At 74.3% G+C, this 20,362-nt stretch carries 23 protein-coding genes; 7 read left to right on the top strand and 16 right to left on the bottom strand.

Features of this window, described 5'->3' with window-relative positions; translation table 11 throughout:
- Positions 1-10: 10 nt before the first annotated feature.
- From F8568_RS27890 to F8568_RS48670, 12 genes are all read right to left on the bottom strand, one after another.
- Entirely contained in the window at positions 11-1,276 is a 1,266-nt protein-coding gene (locus F8568_RS27890; protein ID WP_151596664.1) for a 2-hydroxyacyl-CoA dehydratase family protein, read from the bottom strand.
- The gene (locus F8568_RS27885) at positions 1,273-2,412 is read right to left on the bottom strand and encodes a 2-hydroxyacyl-CoA dehydratase (RefSeq protein WP_202125418.1); all 1,140 of its coding nucleotides are present in this window, start codon (positions 2,410-2,412) and stop codon (positions 1,273-1,275) included. The genes F8568_RS27890 and F8568_RS27885 overlap by 4 nt, the downstream gene beginning before the upstream one ends.
- Positions 2,409-3,647 (bottom strand): CaiB/BaiF CoA transferase family protein, encoded by a 1,239-nt coding sequence (locus tag F8568_RS27880; RefSeq protein WP_151596663.1) that lies wholly within the window; start codon positions 3,645-3,647, stop codon positions 2,409-2,411. Before F8568_RS27880 ends, F8568_RS27885 begins: the two co-directional genes overlap by 4 nt.
- On the bottom strand, positions 3,644-4,792 hold the full coding sequence (locus tag F8568_RS27875; RefSeq protein WP_151596662.1) for a CapA family protein: 1,149 nt from the start codon (positions 4,790-4,792) through the stop codon (positions 3,644-3,646). The genes F8568_RS27880 and F8568_RS27875 overlap by 4 nt, the downstream gene beginning before the upstream one ends.
- Positions 4,789-5,658: an alpha/beta fold hydrolase gene (locus F8568_RS27870; protein ID WP_151596661.1), complete on the bottom strand. Its 870-nt coding sequence runs from the start codon at positions 5,656-5,658 to the stop codon at positions 4,789-4,791. The genes F8568_RS27875 and F8568_RS27870 overlap by 4 nt, the downstream gene beginning before the upstream one ends.
- Positions 5,649-6,554 (bottom strand): alpha/beta fold hydrolase, encoded by a 906-nt coding sequence (locus tag F8568_RS27865; protein ID WP_151596660.1) that lies wholly within the window; start codon positions 6,552-6,554, stop codon positions 5,649-5,651. The genes F8568_RS27870 and F8568_RS27865 overlap by 10 nt, the downstream gene beginning before the upstream one ends.
- The gene (locus tag F8568_RS27860; RefSeq protein ID WP_151596659.1) at positions 6,551-7,294 is read right to left on the bottom strand and encodes an ABC transporter ATP-binding protein; all 744 of its coding nucleotides are present in this window, start codon (positions 7,292-7,294) and stop codon (positions 6,551-6,553) included. The genes F8568_RS27865 and F8568_RS27860 overlap by 4 nt, the downstream gene beginning before the upstream one ends.
- A complete protein-coding gene (locus F8568_RS27855; protein WP_151596658.1) occupies positions 7,291-9,078 on the bottom strand; it encodes a branched-chain amino acid ABC transporter ATP-binding protein/permease in 1,788 nt (595 codons plus the stop codon). Before F8568_RS27855 ends, F8568_RS27860 begins: the two co-directional genes overlap by 4 nt.
- Entirely contained in the window at positions 9,071-9,922 is an 852-nt protein-coding gene (locus F8568_RS27850; protein ID WP_151596657.1) for a branched-chain amino acid ABC transporter permease, read from the bottom strand. Before F8568_RS27850 ends, F8568_RS27855 begins: the two co-directional genes overlap by 8 nt.
- A gap of 16 nt (positions 9,923-9,938) precedes the next feature.
- A complete protein-coding gene (locus F8568_RS27845; protein ID WP_151596656.1) occupies positions 9,939-11,153 on the bottom strand; it encodes an ABC transporter substrate-binding protein in 1,215 nt (404 codons plus the stop codon).
- Between the two features lie 189 nt (positions 11,154-11,342).
- A complete protein-coding gene (locus F8568_RS27840; protein ID WP_151596655.1) occupies positions 11,343-12,065 on the bottom strand; it encodes a TetR/AcrR family transcriptional regulator in 723 nt (240 codons plus the stop codon).
- 145 nt (positions 12,066-12,210) lie between these two features.
- On the bottom strand, positions 12,211-12,750 hold the full coding sequence (locus tag F8568_RS48670; RefSeq protein ID WP_328601044.1) for a FadR/GntR family transcriptional regulator: 540 nt from the start codon (positions 12,748-12,750) through the stop codon (positions 12,211-12,213).
- 1 nt (position 12,751) lies between these two features.
- Between F8568_RS48670 and F8568_RS27830 the strand changes: the two genes are divergently transcribed.
- Genes F8568_RS27830 through F8568_RS27820 form a run of 3 tightly spaced genes read left to right on the top strand, consistent with a single transcriptional unit; the run spans position 12,752 to position 14,031 of the window.
- Positions 12,752-13,219 carry a carbohydrate kinase family protein gene (locus F8568_RS27830; RefSeq protein WP_202125417.1) on the top strand — a complete coding sequence of 156 codons (468 nt, stop codon included), beginning with the start codon at positions 12,752-12,754 and terminating at the stop codon, positions 13,217-13,219.
- Positions 13,216-13,377, top strand: coding sequence for a hypothetical protein (locus F8568_RS27825; protein WP_160573781.1), 162 nt, complete (start codon positions 13,216-13,218; stop codon positions 13,375-13,377). The genes F8568_RS27830 and F8568_RS27825 overlap by 4 nt, the downstream gene beginning before the upstream one ends.
- Before the next feature lie 21 nt (positions 13,378-13,398).
- On the top strand, positions 13,399-14,031 hold the full coding sequence (locus F8568_RS27820; RefSeq protein ID WP_151596652.1) for a pyridoxamine 5'-phosphate oxidase family protein: 633 nt from the start codon (positions 13,399-13,401) through the stop codon (positions 14,029-14,031).
- A gap of 20 nt (positions 14,032-14,051) precedes the next feature.
- On the opposite strand, the gene F8568_RS27815 is transcribed toward F8568_RS27820, so the two are convergent.
- Entirely contained in the window at positions 14,052-15,173 is a 1,122-nt protein-coding gene (locus tag F8568_RS27815; RefSeq protein ID WP_151596651.1) for an ROK family transcriptional regulator, read from the bottom strand.
- 90 nt (positions 15,174-15,263) lie between these two features.
- Here F8568_RS27815 and F8568_RS27810 point away from each other — a divergent pair, with 90 nt between their 5' ends.
- From F8568_RS27810 to F8568_RS27800, 3 genes are all read left to right on the top strand, one after another.
- On the top strand, positions 15,264-16,598 hold the full coding sequence (locus F8568_RS27810; RefSeq protein WP_151596650.1) for a YbiU family protein: 1,335 nt from the start codon (positions 15,264-15,266) through the stop codon (positions 16,596-16,598).
- A 103-nt stretch (positions 16,599-16,701) separates the two neighbouring features.
- Entirely contained in the window at positions 16,702-16,842 is a 141-nt protein-coding gene (locus F8568_RS27805) for a hypothetical protein (RefSeq protein WP_160573780.1), read from the top strand.
- 221 nt (positions 16,843-17,063) lie between these two features.
- Positions 17,064-18,116: an iron-containing redox enzyme family protein gene (locus tag F8568_RS27800; RefSeq protein WP_151596649.1), complete on the top strand. Its 1,053-nt coding sequence runs from the start codon at positions 17,064-17,066 to the stop codon at positions 18,114-18,116.
- Between the two features lie 63 nt (positions 18,117-18,179).
- Here the strand turns inward: F8568_RS27800 and F8568_RS27795 are convergent, their stop codons facing one another.
- The 3 genes from F8568_RS27795 to F8568_RS27785 all read right to left on the bottom strand — a co-directional run bounded on the left by F8568_RS27795 (position 18,180) and on the right by F8568_RS27785 (position 19,879).
- On the bottom strand, positions 18,180-18,404 hold the full coding sequence (locus F8568_RS27795; RefSeq protein ID WP_151596648.1) for a CDGSH iron-sulfur domain-containing protein: 225 nt from the start codon (positions 18,402-18,404) through the stop codon (positions 18,180-18,182).
- Positions 18,388-19,035, bottom strand: coding sequence for a HemK2/MTQ2 family protein methyltransferase (locus F8568_RS27790; RefSeq protein ID WP_151596647.1), 648 nt, complete (start codon positions 19,033-19,035; stop codon positions 18,388-18,390). Before F8568_RS27790 ends, F8568_RS27795 begins: the two co-directional genes overlap by 17 nt.
- Positions 19,036-19,099: 64 nt before the next feature.
- Positions 19,100-19,879, bottom strand: a complete 780-nt coding sequence (locus F8568_RS27785; RefSeq protein ID WP_236009221.1) for a hypothetical protein — start codon at positions 19,877-19,879, stop codon at positions 19,100-19,102.
- Here F8568_RS27785 and F8568_RS27780 point away from each other — a divergent pair.
- Positions 19,854-20,330: a hemerythrin domain-containing protein gene (locus F8568_RS27780; protein ID WP_151596646.1), complete on the top strand. Its 477-nt coding sequence runs from the start codon at positions 19,854-19,856 to the stop codon at positions 20,328-20,330. The genes F8568_RS27785 and F8568_RS27780 overlap by 26 nt on opposite strands.
- Positions 20,331-20,362 lie beyond the last annotated feature (32 nt).

The following is a 20,362-nucleotide window of genomic DNA, read 5'->3' as shown; positions in this document are numbered from 1 at the left end:
GCGGTGCGGGTCACGGCACCGCCGCTCCGGCGGCGACGCGGGTGGTGAGCCAGTCGTCGATGGCGTCGCGGACGGCGGCCAGGTCGTAGGTGCGCTGGTCGACGTTGTCGGCGCGCAGCTCGAACACCGGGATGCCGGCGCGTTCGAGGGTCTCGGTGACGAACCAGCCGCTGCGGGCGTCCTCGCCGACCAGGTGCACGACGCCGTCGACCTGGTGCAGCCGGGCCTCCTTGAGGTACCACTCGGTCGACCACGGCGGCCGGTACAGCTGGTCGGAGAAGGCGGCGAAGCGGGCGGCGAGGGCGCGCATCGGGTCGTCGCCGTAGCGGATGTAGCCGTCGGCGGCGATCGCCAGGTACATCGACCAGACGAATACGGCGCCGTGCCGTTCCTCGAAGTGGCGGTAGAAGTCCATGTCGTACCAGAGTCCGCGGCCGATCCACATCAGCCGCAGGCGCTCGCCGGGGCAGGCGGCCTCGCCCGCGGCGGCGCGGGCGGCGACCTCGTCGTGGAAGCGCTTGGCGGCGTCGCGGGCCCAGACGGTGCCGCGGTGCCACTGCGGGATCATGACGCTGGAGATGCTGTCGTCCACGCGCAGCGGGACCGGGCGCGTGCGCGCGATGAGGTCGCGCGTGCGGCGGTTCCACTCCTCCTGCTCGTTGACCAGAGCCATCACCTCGCGGAAGCGCGACTCGCGGAAGGTCCGGCCGGTCGTGGTCTCCAGGAAGCGCACCAGCCCTTCCAGCTCGGCGGTCATCAGGTCGAGGCGGGGGGTGCCGACGGCGCTCTCCCACTGGCCGGGCATCAGGTCCCACCAGTTGACGGGGACGGTGTCGGCGGCGGCGCTCTCCAGCGGGTAGTAGGCGATGCCGTCCTGCTCGTCCCAGATGTCGAACAGCTTGCGGGAGGCGTCCCCGGTCGTCTCGCCGAGGACGATCGTGGGCCGGGGCAGCCCGCCCCACGGCGGGTCGGCGATCTCGGTGAACGCGGACGCCAGCGAGGTGGCGCTGTACTGCTCGGAGTAGTCGGGGTAGCCGTGCTCGCGGAGGGTCCGCAGGTACTCGCCCGTCCGCTGCTTGGCGGCGACGACGGACGCCCACCACTGGTTCACCACGTACGGGATGCCCATCGTCCGGAAGATCTCCTGCGGGGCGTCGGCGTTCACCAGCGCGAGGGGCTCGCCGCCGGCGACGGCCTCGCGCAGTCCGGCGAACCAGTCCCGCTGGTAGCGGGTGGCCTCCTCGGAGGAGGTCAGGAGCTTGTTCCGCCGGGTCATCGGCCGGCTTCTCCCTTCGGGCGGGCGGCGCGCAGGGCGCCGGTGATGAGGGGGAGGGCGTCGTCGCCGAGCTCGCCGTAGCGGCGGTGCTCGAGCAGGACGGCGGGGACGCCGGCGGCCTCGCGCTGTGCCGGGAAGTCCCAGGCGGGGGCCTCGTCCATGGCGCGGACGTAGGAGACGAGCAGGTCGGGGCGTGCACGTTCGGCGGTGGCGGCGGTCTGGCGGGCGCGGGCGCGGATCGAGGACCGCGCGGAGGTGGGGCCCCGGTACTGGTACCGCTCGGCGAGCGCGTCGAGGGTGGGTTCGCCGACGAGGGGGTCGGCGAGCGCGTCGCCCCAGTCGTGGTCGTCGGCGACGATCACGTGCCCGGCGTCCTCGATCGCCCGGTACACCGCGGGGCCGTCGTGGGCGCTGCCGGTGAGGTAGATCCGCCGTCCGGCGTGCCGGGGCAGGTCGGCCTCGGCGCGCAGGAGCCGGTTGAGGAGCCCCGCGTGGTCCCCGGCGGGGAGCGCGGCGCCGGCGCCGATCGCGATGAGCGCGTCCTCGCCGCGCAGCGCGGGGCGTTCGGCGGTGCGCAGCCGCCGCAGCGCGCGCAGCATCCGGCGGACCTCGTCGTGCTGGTGGACGGCCTCGGCGAGGTCGCCCTCCCCGATGCGCCGCCCCGCCCAGCGTTCGAGCAGCTCCTTGGTCTCGGCGAGCCGGACGCGGTTGTAGCGGGTGGTGGTGCGGTGCGGCAGGTGCAGGATGTCGACGAGGTGGGTGCGCGGCAGGGCGGGTTCGGCGCCGAGCCGCTGAAGTTCGCGGACGGTGTAGAACAGGCGCAGCGAGCCCGCGCAGTCGTTGGAGACCAGCAGCAGGTCGACGTCCGGCTCGCCGCGCAGCAGCCCCGCGAGGATCGAGCGCGACGCGGGGTCCAGGCCGCCGCCGAGGTAGCGGTCGGCGAGGGCGCGGTCGCGGCCGGGGTCGCCCGCCAGCCGTACGGGCAGCGCGCCGGCGGCGGTGACGAGCTCGACGGGGACGTCGGCGCCGACGCAGCCGACGACGGACGCCCCGGTCGCCCGCCACCGCCGGATCGCGGCGGCGCGGTCGTCGTAGGCGTCGCGCAGCTCCTTCAGCGCGGCGGGCACGGCGCTCACAGGACGCCCTCGTCGGCGAGCGCGGCGCGGCGTTCGGCGGAGTAGCCGAGCAGCCCGCCGAGCACCTCGTCGTTGTGCTGGCCGAGGTGCGGCGCCGGGCGGTCGAGGCCCGCGCCGGAGACCGAGAACGTGATCGGGACGCCGGGGCCGAGCAGGCCGGTCGGGCCGTGGTCGGGGTGGACGAGCTCGACGACCTCGCGGCGGGCGAGGACGGCGGCGTCCCGGACGGCCTCGGCGGGCTCGCGCACCTCCGCGGCCGGCACGCCGCGCTCGGCCAGCCGCTTGATCACCTCGGCCCGGGGCAGCCCGGACGTCCACGACCGGATCGTCTCGTGCAGCTCGGCGGCGTTGCGGACGCGCTGGTCGCGGGTGGCGAAGCGGTCGTCGCCGGCCAGGTCGGCACGTTCCATCGCGGCGAAGACGCCGCGCGCGAACGCGTCGGTCGGGCCGCACAGGGCGAGCCACCCGTCGGCCGCCCGGAACAGCCCGAACGGCGCGAGCCGGGGCACCATCGCGCCGGTGCGGGTGGGCAGCCCCATCGTCTCGAAGGCGTCGAACGGCTCGCACGACAGCAGGGAGGTGAGCGCGCCGAGCATCGACACGTCGACGTGCTGGCCCTCGCCGGTGCGGTCGGCGTGCACGACCGCGGCGAGGGTGCCGATGACCGCGTACAGCGGGGCGAGCAGGTCGCCGACGGGCAGGCCGAACCGCACCGGCGGGTCGCCCGGCTCGCCGGCCGTCATCATCACGCCGCTGAGGGCCTGGATGATGGTGTCCATCGCCTTGCCGGTGCCGGACCCGCCGCCCTGCGCGCCGAACCCGCTGATCGAGGTGTAGATGATCCGCGGGTTGGCCTCCCGCGCGGCGGAGTAGCCGACGCCCAGCCGGTCGGCGGTGCCGGCGGCGTAGTTCTCGACCACCACATCGGCGTGCTTGACCAGGTCGGCGAAGACCTCGCGGCCCCGCGGCTTCTTGAGGTCGAGGGTGATGCTCTTCTTGTTGCGGCCGCGGGTCAGCATCGACACCGACATGTCGCGCGCGTCTTCGCGGGCGGCGGCCGGGCCGCCGGCGCCGGCGTAGGGGGAGTTGCCGCGCGAGCTGTCCCCGCCGGTCGCCGGATTCTCGATCTTGATGACGGTCGCGCCGAGGCCGGCCAGCAGCAGGGTGGCGTAGGGGCCGGCGAGCGCGGTCGTCAGGTCCAGGACGGTCCTGCCGTCCAGCGGTCGTGCCGTCATCGTGCGCCCCCGTCCACGCCGGTCAGTTCGATTTCGGTGTCGCCGCGCCACCGGGTCGCGGTGTCCAGGCCCGCGCGGCGCCCGATCTCGGCGATGTAGCCGGCGACGTCCTCGCCGCCCTCGCCGCGGCGGCGCGGTACGGGACGTCCCCGCTCGTCGATCCAGCAGGGCACGTACCCCGCGCCGGTGACGCCGGACGCGCCGAAGCGCAGCGTGGCGATGGCGGTGTTCCGGCTCTCCGGGTGGAAGGGGTAGAACGGCATGTCCGGGTCCGGCGCGAACCCGTACAGCTCGACGCGCCGCCGGGCCCACGCCTCGATCTCGGCGCTGTCGCCGCCGGTCGGGGTGAGCGCGCGGGTGACGGTGACGAAGTTGCCGAGGCCGTGGTAAATGGGGCGGCCGCGGTAAACCTCGATGCCGCGCATGATGTGCGCGTGGTGCCCGACGACCGCGTCCGCGCCCGCGTCGATCGCGGCGTGCGCGACCGGGCGCTCGTACATCGCGATCGCCGCCGGGGTGTGGCCGACGCCCTTATGGAAGGCGACGAGGACGGCGTCGGCCTCGGCGCGGGCGGCCCGCACGTCGGCGGCGAGCCGGTCGAGGTCGTCGGGCTCGGCGAAGGTGTAGACGCGCGGCGGCCCGCCGGGGCTGGCGTGGTCGAGTTCGTAGTGGGTCAGGACGTGCACGTACGCGCATCCGGCCTTGGCGGACGTCGCCCACGACTCGCGCGGGCCGACGCAGTTGTAGCTGAGCACGGCGATTCGCACTCCGCCGCGTTCGACGACGGCCGGGCGCCGCGCCGCGTCCAGGTTCGCGCCCGCGCCGGTCGTGGCCAGCCCGTTGGCCTCCAGGTGCCGGATCGTGTCGGCGATCCCGCTCGCGCCGGCGTCGTAGACGTGGTTGCCCGCCAGCGTCGCGACGCCGAAGCCCGCGCCGGGCAGCGCCGCCAGGGCGGCGGGGTCGGCGGGCGGCGCGGGCACGTCGGTGCTGGTCCGCTCGGTGGAGTCGGTGTGCGGGACCTCGATGTGGGCGACCGCGACGTCCGCGCCGAGCAGGGTCTCGCGCGCCGGGTCGAAGAACGCGGCGGGGCCGGGCTCGTCGAGGATGACGTCGCCGACGGCCATGACGGTGATCTCCGCGCTCATGCGCCGGCCCCGGTCCGGGCCGCGGCCGGGGGCTCGGCGACGCCGTTCAGCTCGTCCACGAACACGCGCACCTCCCGCACGAGCCGCTCCGGGCTCTCGGTTCCGATGAAATGGCCCTCGTCCTCGAACAGCACGGCCTTGGCGCCCGGCACCGAGCGCGCGGCGCGCAGCGCCGACTCGGGCGAGATCACCCCGTCGCGCATCGCCGCGAGGATCAGGACGGGGACGCGGATGCCGCGCAGCACCCCGGCCAGCTCCTCGTCGGTCCGCGCGTCCGGGAACGGCTTGCCCTGGTTGATGAGGGTCTCCCGCTCCGGCTGGGCGAGGTAGTGCTCGACCCGGCGCGCGATCCGCTCCTCCCGGGCCGCGCGGCGGGCCGGGTCCTCGGTCGGCCCGTACATGATCCGCAGCTGCTCGGCGACGACCTCGGGGTCGCGCCGGTGCTCGATCATCCGGCGGCGTCCGGCGGACGACGCGGTGCCGCCCTCCCGGTCGTGCGGGGTGCCGACCACCGAGACCAGCGCCTTCAGCCGCTCGGGCCGCCGGGCGGCGATGTGCCAGCCGATCCCGCCGCCGTGCGAGATCCCGGTGTAGACGAACCGGTCGGCGCCGAGCCGGTCGGCGAAGGCGCAGACGTCGTCGGCCCACTGGTCGAGCCAGCCCTGCGCGGGCGGCTCGCCCGGGTGGCTGGATCGGCCGTAGCCGCGGGCCTGGATCGTGTACACGTGGTAGCCGGTGGGCGGCGCGGCCAGGCAGGCCGGGTAGGCGTCCGGGTCGAACGCCATCGCGGACGACAGGACGATCTCGTCGCCGTCGCCGTACTCGTCGTAGTGCAGCGTCGCGTCCGCTATCTCCATCAAAGGCATGGGGAGCCCTCCTCATCGCCGCGCCGGTCCTCCGGCGTCGGCTGCGGTCCGATGCGGGCGAGGAACAGCCGGATCTGCTCGATCAGCGGCTCCGGCTCCTCGTCCAGGAGCGTGGTGTGGCCGTGGTCCTGGAACAGGACGAGGCGGGCGCCGGGGACGGCGGCGGCCGCGCGCAGGTTGTCCTCGGGCCGGCAGAGCCGATCCTGGATTCCGCCTGTGACCAGGACGGGGACGTCGATGGTTCTCAGCGTGTCGGCGACCTCGGCATCGGTGCGCAGGTGCGGGAGCGCGATGCCCACCCGCGGCAGAGCCCCCGGGTCGAGCGCGTCGAGGCCCTTGAGGTAGGACTCGCGGGCTTCGGCGCGCCGCCGCAGCCGCACCGGGTCGGACGTGGGCGGCCGCATCGACGCGAAGACCTCCTCGGCCAGCCGCCGGTCGCGGGCCGCGGCCTTCCGCCGCTCCCAGCCGGACGCCGCCGCGGGCCCGCCGTCACGGCCGTGCGGCGCGCCGACGACCGAGACCAGCGCGCGCAGGCCCGGCGGGCGGTCGAGCGCCAGGTGCCAGCCGACGACCGCGCCGTGCGACGCCCCGGCGTAGACGTAGTCCGCCTCGCTGAGGGCCTCGGCCGCGCGGGCGACGTCCAGCGCCCACCGCGGGTACCAACCGTCGCCGAGGTCCTCGTGCGGCGCGCCGTCGGTCCCGCGCAGCTCCAGGGACAGCACGTTCACCCCCGGCGTCTCGGCGAGCAGCCGCAGCCACGGCGGGCGGGACGGCCCGCCCGGACCCTGGTGCGCCGCGATGACCGTCCGCGCCCCGTCCCCGAGCCGCGCCCAGCGCAGGTCCGCGCCGTCCACCGGCACCGTGCCCTCGTCCGCCGGCATCGCGCCGCGGGTCACGGCGCCAGCTCCTTCATCAGCCGGTCGCGGACGCCCGCGTCGGTGCTGCCGACCGTCGACACGATCCGCCCGAGCTTGAGGACGGCCACGCGGTCGGCGACCCGCAGGCTGAGGTCGACGTTCTGCTCCGCCATGAGCAGGGACGTCCCCCGCCGCTCCCGTTCGGCGCGCAGCACGTCGCCGACCGTGTCGACGACGCTGGGCTGCAGCCCGTCGCTGATCTCGTCGATGATCAGCAGCCGCGGTTCGCGGAGCAGCGCCAGGGCGAGCACGAGCATCTTCTGCTCGCCGCCGGACAGCGTGCCGGCGGTCTGCCAGAGCCGCTGCTTCAGCACCGGGAAGTAGGCGAGCACCTCCTCGCGGCGCTCCGCCGTGCGGCCGCGCCGCGCGTGCATCGTGGCCGCCTGGAGGTTCTCCGCGACGGTCAGGTCGGCGAACAGGTTGCCCTCCTGGGCGGCGTAGCCGACGCCGAGCCGCACGATCCGGTGCGGGGCGCGGCCGGTGACGTCGGCGCCCCCGACGCGGACCGCGCCGGCCGTCCGCGCGGCATGGCCCATGATCGCCTTGAGCAGCGTCGTCTTGCCCATGCCGTTGCGGCCGACGACCGCGAGCGCCTCGCCGGGGGCGACGTCGAACGACACGCCCTGGATGACGGTCGCGGCGCCGTACCCGGCGTCGAGGTCCCGCACGCGCAGGTCGAGGGTCCTCGTGGTGCCCGCGCTTGTGGTGTCCGCGCTCATCGGACCGCCGTGCCGAGGTAGGCGCTGCGGACGACCTCCGAGCCGCGGACGGTCTCCGGCGGGCCGTCCTCGATGACGCGGCCGCCGTGCAGCACGACGACGCGGTCGGAGACGCGGACGACGAAGTCGAGGTCGTGCTCGATGAGCACCACCGCGATCCCGATGTCGCGCAGGTGCTCCAGCACCCGGCCGATGTCGTGGCGCTCGTGGGCGGTCAGGCCGGCGGTGGGCTCGTCCAGGATGATCACGCGGGGCCGCGCCGCGACGGTCATCGCCACCTCCAGGCCCTGCCGCAGGCCGTGCGAGAGGTCGGACGAGAGGGTGTCGGCCCGCCCGTCCAGCCCGGCGATCCGCACGATGTCGACCACCGCCGGGGCCACCTCGACGGACGTGCTGCGCCGCCACGGCGAGGGCGGCGCGCCGCGCCGGCCGGCGAGCAGCAGCGCCTCGGCGACGGTGAGGCTGGCGAACACCGACGGGATCTGGAACTTGCGCCCGACGCCCGCGCGGGCGATCTCGTGCGCCGCGGGGCGGGCGCCGAGGCGATGGCCCTGCAGCAGGTACTCGACCTCGCCTTGGGCTCGCAGCCGCCGGTCGGTGATGACGCTGGTCAGCGTGGACTTCCCGGCGCCGTTGGGGCCGACGACGCACAGCAGCTCCCCGGCGACGACGTCGAGGGTGACGCCGTCCAGCACCCGCAGCGACCCGTAGCCGAACACCAGGTCGCGGATGCGGATCACCGGCCGTCCGCCGCCGGAATCCCCGGTGGGCCGGGCCGCCGCGGCGGCGGTGACGGTACGGCCGCGCGGCGGGTACCGGCGCGCGAGCAGCCGCCCGGCGAGCCGGACGAGCGGGCCGATGAGCCCGCCGGGGACGAACACCACGACGGCGATCAGCAGCGCGCCCTCGATGATCGTCCACTGCGCGGGGAAGTGCTCGTTCAGCTTGGCGCCGGCGAGGCTCATCACGATCGCGCCGACCATCGGGCCGACGATGGTGGCCCGGCCGCCGACGGCGACCCACACCAGCATCGAGGTGGCGAGCGTGAAGCTGAACTGGCCGTCGTTGGCGACGCCGGTCATCATCGCGAACACCGCCCCGGCGAGCGCGGTCACGGCGGCGCCCGCGGTGAACACGCCGATCTTGACGTTGACGTCGTTGTAGCCGAGGTAGCGGGCCCGCGGCGCGTTGTCGCGGACGGCCCGCATCAGCAGCCCGAAGTCGCTGCGCACCACCACCAGCGCGACCGCGACGGTCACCGCCAGCAGCGCGGCGGTGATGTAGTACCAGCCGAGCGGCGTGACGTTCTGCAGGTTGAAGCCGAACAGCCCGTTCTCACCGCCGCCGAGCGCCGGCGTCTGGTCGTAGACGGTGACGGCGGCCGTGGCCAGCGCGAGCGTCACCACGACGATGTAGAAGTCGTTGGTGCGGCGCGACGACAGGCACAGCCGCGCGACGATCGCGGCCAGGGCGGTCGCGATGACGACGCCGGCCACCGTGCCGAGGGCGTAGCGTCCGAACGAGCCGTGCACCTCCTCGACCAGCCCGACGTCGGACAGCACCGTGGTGGCGTGGCCGACCGACAGGGCGCCGATGCCGAACCAGAGGGCGTGCCCGAGGTCGGGGACACCGGCGTAGCCCCACACGAAGTCCAGGCTCACCGCGACGATCGCGTAGAGGAACGCCTGCGCGAGGAGCTGCTGGTAGTAGGTGCCGGTGAGGTACGGCGCGACCAGCACGACCACGGCTGCCGCCGCCGTCGCGACGACGACCGGCCTAGACATGGGCCCTCCTGAAACGCCGCAGGTCGATGCCGTCCGGCAGGACGCCGAGCACGACCACGGCCACCGCGATGACCGCGACGGTCGCGTACGCGGGCTTGGACCAGTAGGCGAACCCGACCTGCACGACCGCCAGCGCGATACCGGAGATGACCAGGCCGTGCAGCGTCCGGCCGGACATCATCACCGCGAGGAAGGCGGGGATGAGCAGGTTGCCGGCGAAGTTCGGGTCGATCCCGGAGATCGGGCCGAGCAGGACGCCGACGAACCCGGCGAGCGCGCAGCCGAGCACGAACGTCGCCTGCCGGACCAGCAGCGTGTTGATGCCGCTGTCCTCGGCGAGGTCCGGGTCGGCCATGCACATCCGCACCCGCAGCCCGACCCGGGTGAACCGGGTCAGCGCCCACATCGCGACGACCAGCAGGATCGCGGCGACCACGAGCAGCACCCGGTACTTCTGCCAGGTGGTGCCGAACAGGTGGAACGAGCCGTGCAGCGGGGTGGCCATGACGCGGCTGTCCGGGCCGTACCGCAGCGTGATGAGCTGGGTCAGGATCAGCGACAGGCCCCAGGTGGCGAGCATCGTCTCCAGCATCCGCTCCCGAACGCGGCGCAGCAGCAGCGTCTCGGCGGCGGCGCCGATGAGCCCGGCGAGCACGGCGGCGGCGAGCGCGCCCGTCCAGAAGCCGAGCCGCGGCCCGATTTCCAGTCCGGTGTAGACGCCGACGGCCATGAAGCCGGTCTGGGCGAGGTTGACGATGTGCATCAGGCCCAGCACGATCGCCAGCCCCATCACGACGAGCAGCGTGGTCGCGCTCGCGTTGACCATGCTGATGAGGACGGTCATCGCGGCTCCCGCCCGCTCACTGCCGGCACCCGACGGACGGGTCGGCGGACGGCACGGTCTGCAGCACCGACGAGGCGGTGCCGTCCGCGCCGACCTTCCAGATCCGCATCGGCATCGTCACGTAGCGGTTCGCGGCGGCGGTGAGGGTGCCGCTCGGCGTGTCCGTGCTCGCCGACGACAGCGCCTTCCCGATGGCCGCCGACGTCGGCTTCGTGCCCTTGGGCAGGCCGTCGAGCGCCTTGCCGACCAGCGTCATGCCCTGGTAGCTGAGGATGGCGTCGCCCGGGTTCACCTTCGGAGCCGCCGCCTTGAGCGCCGCGACGTAGGCGGTGTTGGCGGCGTTCCGCGCGGACGGGTCGTAGGGGCCGGCGTAGACCACGCCCGCCGCCGCGGAGCCCAGCGCCCGGGCGGTCTTGGTGACCATCTGCATGTCGCCCTGGATCAGCTTCTTCGTGCCCGCGTTCGCGGCGAACTGCTTGTGGTAGGTGATGTTGTCGCCCGCGACGACGGCGCTGAACACGGTGTCGGCGCCGGACGAGACGATCTTGGCGATGTCCGGCGAGAAGTCCGAGGTGCCGAGCGGCTCGTACCCGGTCCCGACGACCGTGCCGCCGGCGGCCTCGACCTGCGACTTCACGATGGCGAAGGTCGCCTTCGGCGAGGCCGAGTCGGTGCCCATCAGGTAGAACCGCTTCGACCCGTGCGCGAGCAGGTACCGGATGAGCGGCAGCGCCGCCTGCTTGGGCGAGGGGCCGTAGTTCCACATGTTCGGGAAGCAGAACTCGGCCGCGCCGGTGGCGAACGAGACGTACGGGATCTTCCGGGCGGCGGCGACGGCCCGGCACGCCTGGGCGTTGGCGGCGGGCTGCCCCGCCACGATCAGGTCCACGTGGTCCTGGTTGACGAAGCGCTGGCACACCTGCGTCGAGGTGGCCGGGTCGCTGGCGTCGTCGCCCTTCTTCAGGACGATCTTGCGGCCGCCGGCCTTCTCGTGCACCTTGGCGGCGCTCTCGACGCCGCCGGTGAAGCCGCCCGCGTACAGCGCGGCGGTCCCCGACAGCGGGGCGATGTAGCCGATCTTGATGGTCGAGTCGTCGCCGCCGGCCTCGCTCGTCCCGCACGCGGAGAGCGGAAGCAGCAGGGCCGCGATGGCCGCGCCGAGGGTCCGCGCGCGGACCCTCGATGGACGGGCGGGGGTGGATGGACGGCTTCTCCCGGTGTTGGCGAACATCCGGGCACCTCCTTGGTGACACGACGCCGCGCAGGGCGCGAAGGAGTGCGTGGGGTGGGGTGGTGCAAGGCCGCGGACGTCACCGCCGTCCCGGCATGCGGGCAGGACGGCGCAAGCGCACGGTGCGCCGCGTCGTGGTGCGGGTGATAGGTGGCGCGTGTGATCAGTGATGCAGGTGATGGACGGGGGTCACCACCACACGTCGCGGTGGGCGTCCTCGACCACCTCGACGAGCCGGGCGACGGACGGGGCCTCGAGGTCGTCGAAGCGCAGCGGCCGGCCGTCCCGGTGGGCGCGGACGGTCCCGAGGGCCAGGTCGGCGAACTGGGCGGCGACCGCGTCCAGGCCGAGCGAGCCGCCGTCCTTGTACCACTGGGTCACCAGCGTGGTGGAGCGCATCAGCGCGATGCGCGCCAGCGACGCCGACCCGAAGTCGAACACGCCCTCTGCCCGGCCGCGGGTCAGGACACCGGTCCACAGCCGGTTCGTGTGCGCGCGCTGACGGCTGATCGCCGGATGGTCGGACCAGTCGCGCGCATGCAGTTCCTGCTGCAGCAACTGGCCCATCTGCGGGTGCTTGACGGGGATGATGATGTGCACGCCGATCAGGGCGGCGAGCTGCTCCTCCGGGCGGTCGACGATCGCGCAGGCGTTCTCCAGCGCCCGGCCGTGTCTGCTGAGCCCTTCGAGCACGAGGTCCGTCAGCGCCTCGTCCTTGGAGCTCAGGTAGTGGTAGAGCATCGAGGTGCTCACGCCGGCTGCCGCGCCGATCTCGCGGATCCCGGTCGCGTGGAATCCTTTGCGCGAGAACAGCTCCAGCGCCGCCTGCGAGAGCCGGACGCTCGCGGGCGCGTCGTCCGCGGCCCGGCGGCCGCGCCGCCCCCGCGCCGTTCCGTCGGCGTTCCCGCTCATCCGGCCTCCTCGATGCGCCGCTCGGATGTCTGTCGATCGATCGGTCGATCGAACTCTTTCCGCCGACGGTACCGATCGACCGATCGATCGGTCAATAGCGCGGCGAGAAGGTTTTACGGGCACGCCTGCCCTGGTCGCGGCGGGGTCAGTCGGTGGTGAGGGTGTTGAGGTCGTGCGCGGCCTTCGTGAGGAGGTCGTGCATCGCCCGCTCCGCGCGGTCGGGGTCGGCGTCGCGGACGGCGTCGCGGACGGCGCGGTGGCTCGGGACCGGGTCGTCGTGGGGGCGCACGCCGTGCACGAGGCGGTCGCGCTCGGCGAGGCCGACCTCGATCACGACCTCCATCCGCTCGAGCAGCTCGTTGTGGGTCGCGGTGAGCAGGGCGCGGTGGAAGTCGAGGTCGGCCTGGACGGCGCGGGTCAGGTCGCCGTCGGCGGCCTTCATGGCGGCGAGGGCATCATCGAGGGCGGCGAGGTCGTCGGGGGTGCGGCGCAGGGCGGCGTAGCGGGCCGCCGGGGGTTCGATGATGCCGCGCACCTCGGCGAGGTTCTGCAGGAACGCCTGGTCGTCGCGGTTGGCGAACTGCCAGCGGATGACGTCGGGGTCGAGCAGGCTCCAGTCGGAGCGGGGGCGCACGAACGTGCCGCGCTTCTGCCGCGAGGCGACCAGGCCCTTCGCCGCCGGCACCGTGAGCGCCTCGCGCAGCGCGGTCCGAGGCGCGCCGCGCCTGGGCCGGGAGGCGGCGGCCGAGGCGCTCGCCCCGCTCGCCGCCGGCGCCGACGTCGTCATCGCGTCCCCGGACGAGCTGACCCTGCTCGGCGACGGCCCGCCGGACCGCACCGCCGCCCGGCTGCTGGACGGCGGCGCCACCGAGGTCGTCGTCAAGAACGGCGACGAGGCCCGCTCGTACACCGCGGACGGCGCGCGCGCCGTGCCCGCCCATCGCGTCGACCCCGTCGACTCGATCGGCGCGGGCGACGCGTTCGTCGCCGGGTACCTGTCCGGCCTGCTGGACGGCCTGGACGCCGAGGCACGCCTGCGCCGCGCGCACACGGTCGGTGCCTTCGCGGTGCTGACCCGCGGCGACTGGGAGGGCCTGCCCCGCCGCGACGAACTCGACCTCATCGGCCTTCGGGAAGGAGCCGCGCTGCGATGACCTGGACCGTCCTGGAGAACACCGGCCCGTGGGAGCTCGGCGAAGGCCTGCGCGCCCCTGGCCCGGCGGACGGCCGCGTCCTCACCACCGCGGCGACCGCCGGCGGCCACCCGGTCGTCCCCTTCCGGCTGGGACGCCGTACCGTGGATGTTCGGTGAGCCTTACCTTATATTCGACCGATGCGCCCTTCTGAGATCCGGACGGTGACCACCGAGGCCGAGCTGCGGGAGATCGTCCCCGACCCGCCGCGGCCCATCTGGGACAAGGACATCGGCCGGATCGACGAGCACGCGCGCACGATCATCGCGCACTCGCCGTTCGTGCTGCTGGCGACCGCGGACGAGCAGGGCGCCTGCGACGTCTCGCCGCGCGGCGACCCCGCCGGCTCGGTGCTGGTGCTGGACTCCCGCCGGCTGGTGCTCGCCGACCGTCCCGGCAACCACCGGGCCGACAGCTTCCGGAACGTGCTGCGCAACCCCCGGGTCGGGCTGCTGTTCCTCGTGCCGGGGATGAACGAGACGCTGCGGGTGAACGGGCGGGCGACGCTCGTGTCGGACGCGCCGTTCTTCGACGACCTGGCGGTGCGGGGAAGGCGGCCGCGGCTGGCGCTGCTCGTCGACGTCGAAGAGCTGTACATGCACTGCGCGAAGGCGTTCCTGCGGTCGGCCCTGTGGGATCCCGGCACATGGCCGGACCGCAGCAGCCTCCCCACGCTCGGGCGGATTGCCAAGGACCACATGGGGCTCGAGCACCTGTCCGCCGAGGAGATCGACGCGGACCTCGCGGTGGACGCCGCGACGAACCGGTACTGAGGCGGGCGGCCCGGCGCCGGTCAGCGGGGCGCGGCGACGACGCTGTCGCGCAACCGGGCGAGGGCGTCGGCGCGGACGGCGGCGAACGGCGCCGCGGGAACGGTCGCCGGGCGCAGGGACGGGGCGCGCGGCCGGCGGGACGCGACGTCGCCGAGCGCGCCGAGGATCTCCGGATGGCCACCCCACGGGCCGCCGACGACGACGTGCTCGGGATCGGCGAGCGAGGCGATCGCGGTCAGCGCGCCGCCGACCGCCTCGGCGAGCGCCGTCCGCAGCGCGGCGGCCTGCGGGCCGCCCCCGGTCGCCGCCGCCAGAAGCCGGTCGACGTCGATGGCGGTGGAGCCCGGCTGCCGCAGGCCGAGCAGGCCGAACACCTCGATCAGCGGGATGGCGCGGCCCCCGGGCCCGGCCGTGACGAGGTAGGCGATCTCGCCGGCGAGCCCGCCGTGGCCGCGCAGCACGCGCCCGTCGTGCACGATCGCGCAGCCGAGGCCCTCGCCGAGGTAGAGGTAGGCGAAGCTGTCGCCGCCGGGGCGGGCGGCGAGTTCGGCGCGGGCGGCCCAGTTGACGTCGTTGTCGACCGTGACGGGCCCCGCGACGTGCCGGGCGAGGACCTCGGCCGGGTCGAGTTCGCCGATCAGGAAGGGCGCGCCGGGCAGGTGCACCAGGCGGCCGGTGGCGCGGTCGACGGGATCCGCGGCGCTCACCACGGCCAGGCGGGGAGGCGTCCCCGCGAGCCGTCCGGCGACCTCGTCGAGGACGGCGGCGACCCGGTCGGCCGGCGCGGGCCGGCCGGCCTGCGCCTCCGCGCGGCCGACGGTCTCGCCGTAGACGTCGATCGCCTCGGCGACGACGCCCTCGGGCGCGATGCCGACCGCCCATGCCGTGCCCGCCGCCGCGGCGAGCGTGTAGTACGAGCCGACCCGGCCGCGCCCGCGCCCGCCCGGGGTGCGCTCGCCCGAGTCGACGACCAGTCCCGCCTCGACGAGCCGCCGGACGCTCTGCGCCGCCGTGGGCTTGGACACCCGGGCCTCGACCGCGATCTCCGCCCGCGTCAGCCGCCGGTGCCGGATCAGCGCGCGCAGGACGTGCTCGTCGGTCGCGCTGCGGACCAGGTCCAGGGACGGTCTGGGGGCGGTCATGGCCGGATTCTAATAAGGGGCCTTGCCTGGAAAGGTGCGCGGGGCGTAGCGTCCGATACAAGTAAGGAGTCCTTTCTAGAAGGAGCCGCCATGACCGCACCCACCGCCCCGGCGGGCACGTCCCAGCCGCCCCTGCCGCCCCTGCCGCACTGGGAGGAGGCGCCCGCCGACCTGCCCGCGGCGATCCGCCAGGTCAAGGCCGCACTGCGGGCCAGGATCGCCGCGTCCGGACGCACCGTCGAGGAGGTCTTCGGCGTCGTCGAACGGCTCGTCCGCGCCGAGGCGGACGACGTCGCCGCCGCCCGCGCGCGAGGCGAGACGGTCTGGCCGGTCGTCGACTACGCCGACATCGAGGCCGGGACGGTCCCGGACGAGCAGGTCCGCGCCCTGCACCGGCGCGGCTGCCTGGTCGTGCGCGGGCACTTCCACCGCGAGCAGGCGCTCGAATGGGACCGCGACATCGTCGGCTACACCGAGCGCAACGGGTTCTTCGACGCCTACCGCGGGCCCGGCGACGACTTCTTCGGCAGCGTCGGCTCCAAGCCCGAGATCTACCCGATCTACTGGTCGCGGGCGCAGATGCAGGCCCGCCAGAGCGACCGGACGGCCCGCGTGCAGGCGTTCCTGAACGCCCGGTGGAAGCACGAGTCCGAGGGCATCCGCTGGTTCGACCCCGGCCGCGACTCCCTCTACCCCGACCGGATCCGCCGCCGCCCACCGGGAACCGCCTCGGGCGGCCTCGGCGCCCACCTCGACCCCGGGACCCTCGACCTGTGGATGACCGGCGCCTACCAGCGGGCGTTCCGGCACCTGTTCGACGGCACCGTCGAGCAGTACGACCCGTGGGACGCCGCCCACCGCACCGACGGCCCCCAGTACCCGGGCACCACCATGTGCTCGGCGTTCCGGACCTTCCAGGGCTGGACGGCCCTTTCGGACATGGAGCACGACCAGGGCGTCCTGTACGCCGTCCCGATCCCGTCGGCGATGGCGTACCTGATGCTCCGGCCGCTGCTGCCCGACGTCCCCGACGACGACATGTGCGGCGTCACCGTCAACCGCGTCTTCCCGGTCAGCGAGCGCTGGCACCCGCTGCTCCTCGAGGCCGTCGCCGGCATCCCCGACGTCCGCGCGGGCGACTCGGTCTGGTGGCACTGCGACCTGATCCACGGCGTCGCGCCGGTCGAGGACCAGAAGGGCTGGGGCAACGTCATGTACATCCCCGCCGCCCCGTGGTGCCCGCGCAACGAGCGCTACGCCGCCGCCGTCCGGGAGGCGTTCGCCACCGGCTCCAGCCCCGCGGACTTCCCCGCCGAGCACTACGAGCGGTCCTGGCCCGACCGCTTCCGGCCCGCCGACCTCAACGCCACCGGCCGCCGCGGGCTCGGTCTCGACCGGGCCGGCACCGAGCCCGGACGGGGGTGATCGCGGTTTCACCACGGGGGCGGTTACCGCCCGGAAACGCGTCGCGGACAATGGAGCGCGGGCGGCGGCGGGTCCGCCGCACGACGTCTTCCAGGAGGCACCGATGTTCGGCTTCAAGCTCCTCCCGACCATCGCGGCCGTGGTGCTCGGCGCGGGCATCGCCACGGGAAACGGACGGGGCGCGCTCATCGCCGCCGTGGGGATCCTCGCGCTCCAGTGGGTGATCGGGAAGGTGCGCTCCTGACCGGCGTCCGCGACGCTGCCCGGCCGGCAGCACGGACCAGGGCGCCCGGCGCCGCCGGCCGCGCGGTGTTCGCCGGTTGCGCGGGCGGGGAGCGCAGCACGAGAGGCCGACGCGGACGATCAGGGAGGGCACGCGATGGGCCGCTTGCGCATGGACGGGCTCTGATCGGGTACCGCACGTCCGTCGCCGCGGACCCCCTCGGTGACCGCAGAAGGAGGCTTATGACCACCGTCGCGACGAGCGCGTCCCGGGCCGGCGCGCGGCCGCCGCTGCCCGCCCCCCGAGGACCGCTGTCGGAGGCGGTGCTGGCCGCGCTCGCCCGCCTCGGGCCCGCGGACCCGGCACCGATGCTCGACGCCGCCTGCGGGGCGGCCGGCCGCGACGGCACCGATCCGTTCGGCGACGACCTGCACCTGGCTCTGTACGTCTGCTACGAACTGCACTACCGGGGCTTCGACGGCGTCGACGACGGCTGGGAGTGGGCGCCCGGGCTGCTCGCGCTCCGCGCCGCGATGGAGCACCGGTTCCTGGCGGCCCTCCGCGCGGAGACCGGGCAGGGCGACGACGTGGAGGGCGTCCTCGCCGAGGTGCTCGCCGAGCCGGCGGACGCGTACGGCGTCTCGCACTACCTGCGCGACGAGGGGGAGTGGTGGCACATGCGCGAGCACGCCGTCCACCGCTCCGCCTACCACCTCAAGGAAGCAGACCCCCACGCCTGGCTGATCCCGCGCCTGCGCGGGCAGGCGAAGGCCGCGCTGGTCGCGGTGGAGTTCGACGAGTTCGGCGGCGGTCGCGGCGAGGACATGCACGCCCGGCTGTTCGCCGACCTCATGGAGGACCTCGGCCTGGACCCGGGCTACGGCCGGTACCTGGACCTGGTTCCGGGGCGGATGCTCGCGATCGTCAACATGATGTCGCTGTTCGGCCTGCACCGCTCGCTGCGCGGCGCGATGGCCGGGCACTTCGCCGCCGCCGAGATCACCACGGCGCCCGCCGCGCGCCGGATGGCCGCCGCGCTGGAGCGCCTCGGCGCGAGCCCGCGCTGCGTGCGCTTCCACACCGAGCACATCGAGGCCGACGCCGTCCACGAGCAGGTGCTGCGGCACGACGTCCTCGGCGACCTGCTCGCCGGGGAGCCCGGACTCGCCGGCGGCGTGGTGTTCGGCATCCGCGCCACCGAGTTCCTGGAGGGCCGGTTCGGCGAGCACCTGCTGGCGTCCTGGCGGGCGGGCCGCACTTCGCTCCTCCAGGCGCTCCCGTCCGGCTCCGTCTGAACCGGCTCCGTTGCTCCTCCTCGGCTCCGTCCGGCCCGACCAGGCCGGACGGAGCCGGACGTGCTAGCTCGACTCGGCTGGTTCGCGGCGAGGCTTGCGGCGGTGGCTGGTGTCGCAGAACGGGTAGCGGCGGCTCCGGCGGCACGCGCACAGCGCCACCATGAACCGGTCGGACGACACGGTCGTGCCGTCCGGCATCTCGATCTCGACGGGACCCTCCACCAGCACGGGCCCGTACGGGTCCAGCCGGACGCGGACGGGAGCGCGCCGGTCAGTTCCGGTCGGCACGGACCACCACCAGCTCCTCGGAGCCGCTGCCGGGACGGGCGAGCCCCGCGGCCTCCAGCTCGGCGGCCCGCGCCCGCAGCACCGGGCCGTACGGCTGGGTGCGCCGCGCCGCGACCGACGCCGTCATCCCCTGGGCGCGCAGGGCGTCCAGCGTCTCCTGGACGCCGGAGACCGCCGACTGCACGATCAGCAGCGTGCCGCCGCGGCGGAGCTGGCGGGGCGCCCGCTCGCAGATCCGGTCGAGCAGCGCCCGGCCGTCCGGGCCCCCGTTCCACCAGCGGGCCGCCCGCCCCGGCGTGGTGGACCCGCTCGGCACGTACGGCGGATTCGTCACGATCATGTCGAACGCCTGGCCGGCCACGGGACCGAACAGGTCGCCCTGCAGGACTTTGATCGGCAGTCGGTTGAGCAGTGCGTTGGCGCGGGCGGCGAGCACGGCTCTCGTGGACACGTCCACCGCCGTCACGCGTCCCGCGCCCGCCCGCGCGGCGGCGAGCGCGAGCGCACCGGTCCCGGTGCACACGTCCAGTACGCGGGCCCCCTTCAGCAGCGGAGCCTTCCATAGAACCTCGACCAGAAGGAAGGTATCGCCTTGGGGAGCGTAGACCCCTGGCGGCTTCATCAGCCTCATGCCTCCCGGCTACCCCCCACCTGCTCGGCAAACATGGGGGGCGGGGGAGCCGGTGAGACGTCTGTTACGTCCGCGGCTTGTCGCGCAGCCGCTCGACGGGGTGGGGGCCGTCGGTGGCGAGGCGGTACTCGTCGCCGAACTTGTCGCGGTGCTCGTCGATGACGCGCTCCTGCGGCGGCCGCTCCGCGTTGATCTTGTCCTGCATCCGCTCGAACCGCTCGTGCATGTCCTGGACGTAGCCCGTGCCGAGGGTCGCCCAGTCGATCTGGGTGCCGAGCAGTTCCCGGACGAGCTGCTTGTTGGGCTCGAAGGTGACCGGTTCGGGCAGCGCGGGCGCCAGGACGCTCTCGGGGTCGCGGTCGTCGTGGCGGCGCATCAGGTCGCAGGCGAGCCGCAGGTGCTCCAGCTCCATGTTCAGGTGCAGCTCCCAGATGCCCTTGACGCGCGGGTCGGTCTCGGTCTGCATGAACGAGTAGTACAGGTAGCACTCGTTGTACTCGTGGTTGACGAGCCGCTCCCACCAGGACTCGCCCGGGTCGACCAGCGACTCGTAGTGGGTGACGTGCTCCTCCTCCACCAGCCCGATCTCCTGGTAGAGCTGCCGGGCGATCGGCTCCATGTACATGGGGCCGACGTTCATGTAGAAGTTCATCGTCTGCTGCTCGGCCGCCATGATCGTCAGGGCGTGCAGCTTGGACAGCGGCGCCGTGGAGGCCTTGTCGTAGGGCTCGCGGACGTTGTCGGTGGGGTCGCGGTGCTGCAGGTGGACGAGCGGGGGCGTTCTGCACGCGCGGATCCGGGACCTGTTCGACGAGGTGATGCACTCCGACGGGCGGGAGCGCACGGACGCCTTCCGGCAACTGGTGCGGCTGCTGGCGATCCACGAGACCGCCGAGGAGGAGATCATCCACCCGGTCGCGCGCCGGCTGCCCGGCGGCGACGGCATCGTCGACGACCGGCTGGCCGAGGAGCGCGAGGCCAAGGAGCTGCTGTCCGAGCTGGACGGCATGGACACCGACGACCCCCGGTTCCTCAAGTCCATCGACAGGCTCCGCATGGACGTGCTGTCCCACGCCCGCGCCGAGGAGCGCTACGAGTTCGACCGGCTCAAGGACCAGTTCAGCCCGACCCAGCTCAAGGGCTTCGCCGCCGCGGTCCGCGCCGCGCAGGCCACCGCGCCCACGCACCCGCATCCCGGGGTGGAGTCGGCGACCAAGAACATGCTCGCCGGCCCGGTGGCCGCGGTCGCCGACCGCGTCCGCGACATGATCCGCAACGCCCGCGACAAGGGCTGACCGCCCGGGGAGCCGTCCGCCGGCAGAGGAGG

It is taken from the genome of Actinomadura physcomitrii, assembly GCF_008923205.2.
Classification (GTDB): domain Bacteria; phylum Actinomycetota; class Actinomycetes; order Streptosporangiales; family Streptosporangiaceae; genus Spirillospora; species Spirillospora physcomitrii.
The sequence above is the reverse complement of the archived record's forward strand: the minus strand, read 5'-3'. Positions and strand labels throughout refer to the sequence as shown.

Excerpts from the sequence above, each read along its gene's own strand:
- F8568_RS27890 (WP_151596664.1), bottom strand. The coding sequence starts at position 1,276 with ATGACCCGGCGGAACAAGCTCCTGACCTCCTCCGAGGAGGCCACCCGC.
- F8568_RS27880 (WP_151596663.1), bottom strand. The coding sequence starts at position 3,647 with ATGACGGCACGACCGCTGGACGGCAGGACCGTCCTGGACCTGACGACC.
- F8568_RS27875 (WP_151596662.1), bottom strand. The coding sequence starts at position 4,792 with ATGAGCGCGGAGATCACCGTCATGGCCGTCGGCGACGTCATCCTCGAC.
- F8568_RS27870 (WP_151596661.1), bottom strand. The coding sequence starts at position 5,658 with ATGCCTTTGATGGAGATAGCGGACGCGACGCTGCACTACGACGAGTAC.
- F8568_RS27860 (WP_151596659.1), bottom strand. The coding sequence starts at position 7,294 with ATGAGCGCGGACACCACAAGCGCGGGCACCACGAGGACCCTCGACCTG.
- F8568_RS27855 (WP_151596658.1), bottom strand. The coding sequence starts at position 9,078 with ATGTCTAGGCCGGTCGTCGTCGCGACGGCGGCGGCAGCCGTGGTCGTG.
- F8568_RS27850 (WP_151596657.1), bottom strand. The coding sequence starts at position 9,922 with ATGACCGTCCTCATCAGCATGGTCAACGCGAGCGCGACCACGCTGCTC.
- F8568_RS27845 (WP_151596656.1), bottom strand. The coding sequence starts at position 11,153 with ATGTTCGCCAACACCGGGAGAAGCCGTCCATCCACCCCCGCCCGTCCA.
- F8568_RS27840 (WP_151596655.1), bottom strand. The coding sequence starts at position 12,065 with ATGAGCGGGAACGCCGACGGAACGGCGCGGGGGCGGCGCGGCCGCCGG.
- F8568_RS27825 (WP_160573781.1), top strand. The coding sequence starts at position 13,216 with ATGACCTGGACCGTCCTGGAGAACACCGGCCCGTGGGAGCTCGGCGAA.
- F8568_RS27820 (WP_151596652.1), top strand. The coding sequence starts at position 13,399 with ATGCGCCCTTCTGAGATCCGGACGGTGACCACCGAGGCCGAGCTGCGG.
- F8568_RS27815 (WP_151596651.1), bottom strand. The coding sequence starts at position 15,173 with ATGACCGCCCCCAGACCGTCCCTGGACCTGGTCCGCAGCGCGACCGAC.
- F8568_RS27810 (WP_151596650.1), top strand. The coding sequence starts at position 15,264 with ATGACCGCACCCACCGCCCCGGCGGGCACGTCCCAGCCGCCCCTGCCG.
- F8568_RS27805 (WP_160573780.1), top strand. The coding sequence starts at position 16,702 with ATGTTCGGCTTCAAGCTCCTCCCGACCATCGCGGCCGTGGTGCTCGGC.
- F8568_RS27800 (WP_151596649.1), top strand. The coding sequence starts at position 17,064 with ATGACCACCGTCGCGACGAGCGCGTCCCGGGCCGGCGCGCGGCCGCCG.
- F8568_RS27790 (WP_151596647.1), bottom strand. The coding sequence starts at position 19,035 with ATGAGGCTGATGAAGCCGCCAGGGGTCTACGCTCCCCAAGGCGATACC.
- F8568_RS27780 (WP_151596646.1), top strand. The coding sequence starts at position 19,854 with ATGCACTCCGACGGGCGGGAGCGCACGGACGCCTTCCGGCAACTGGTG.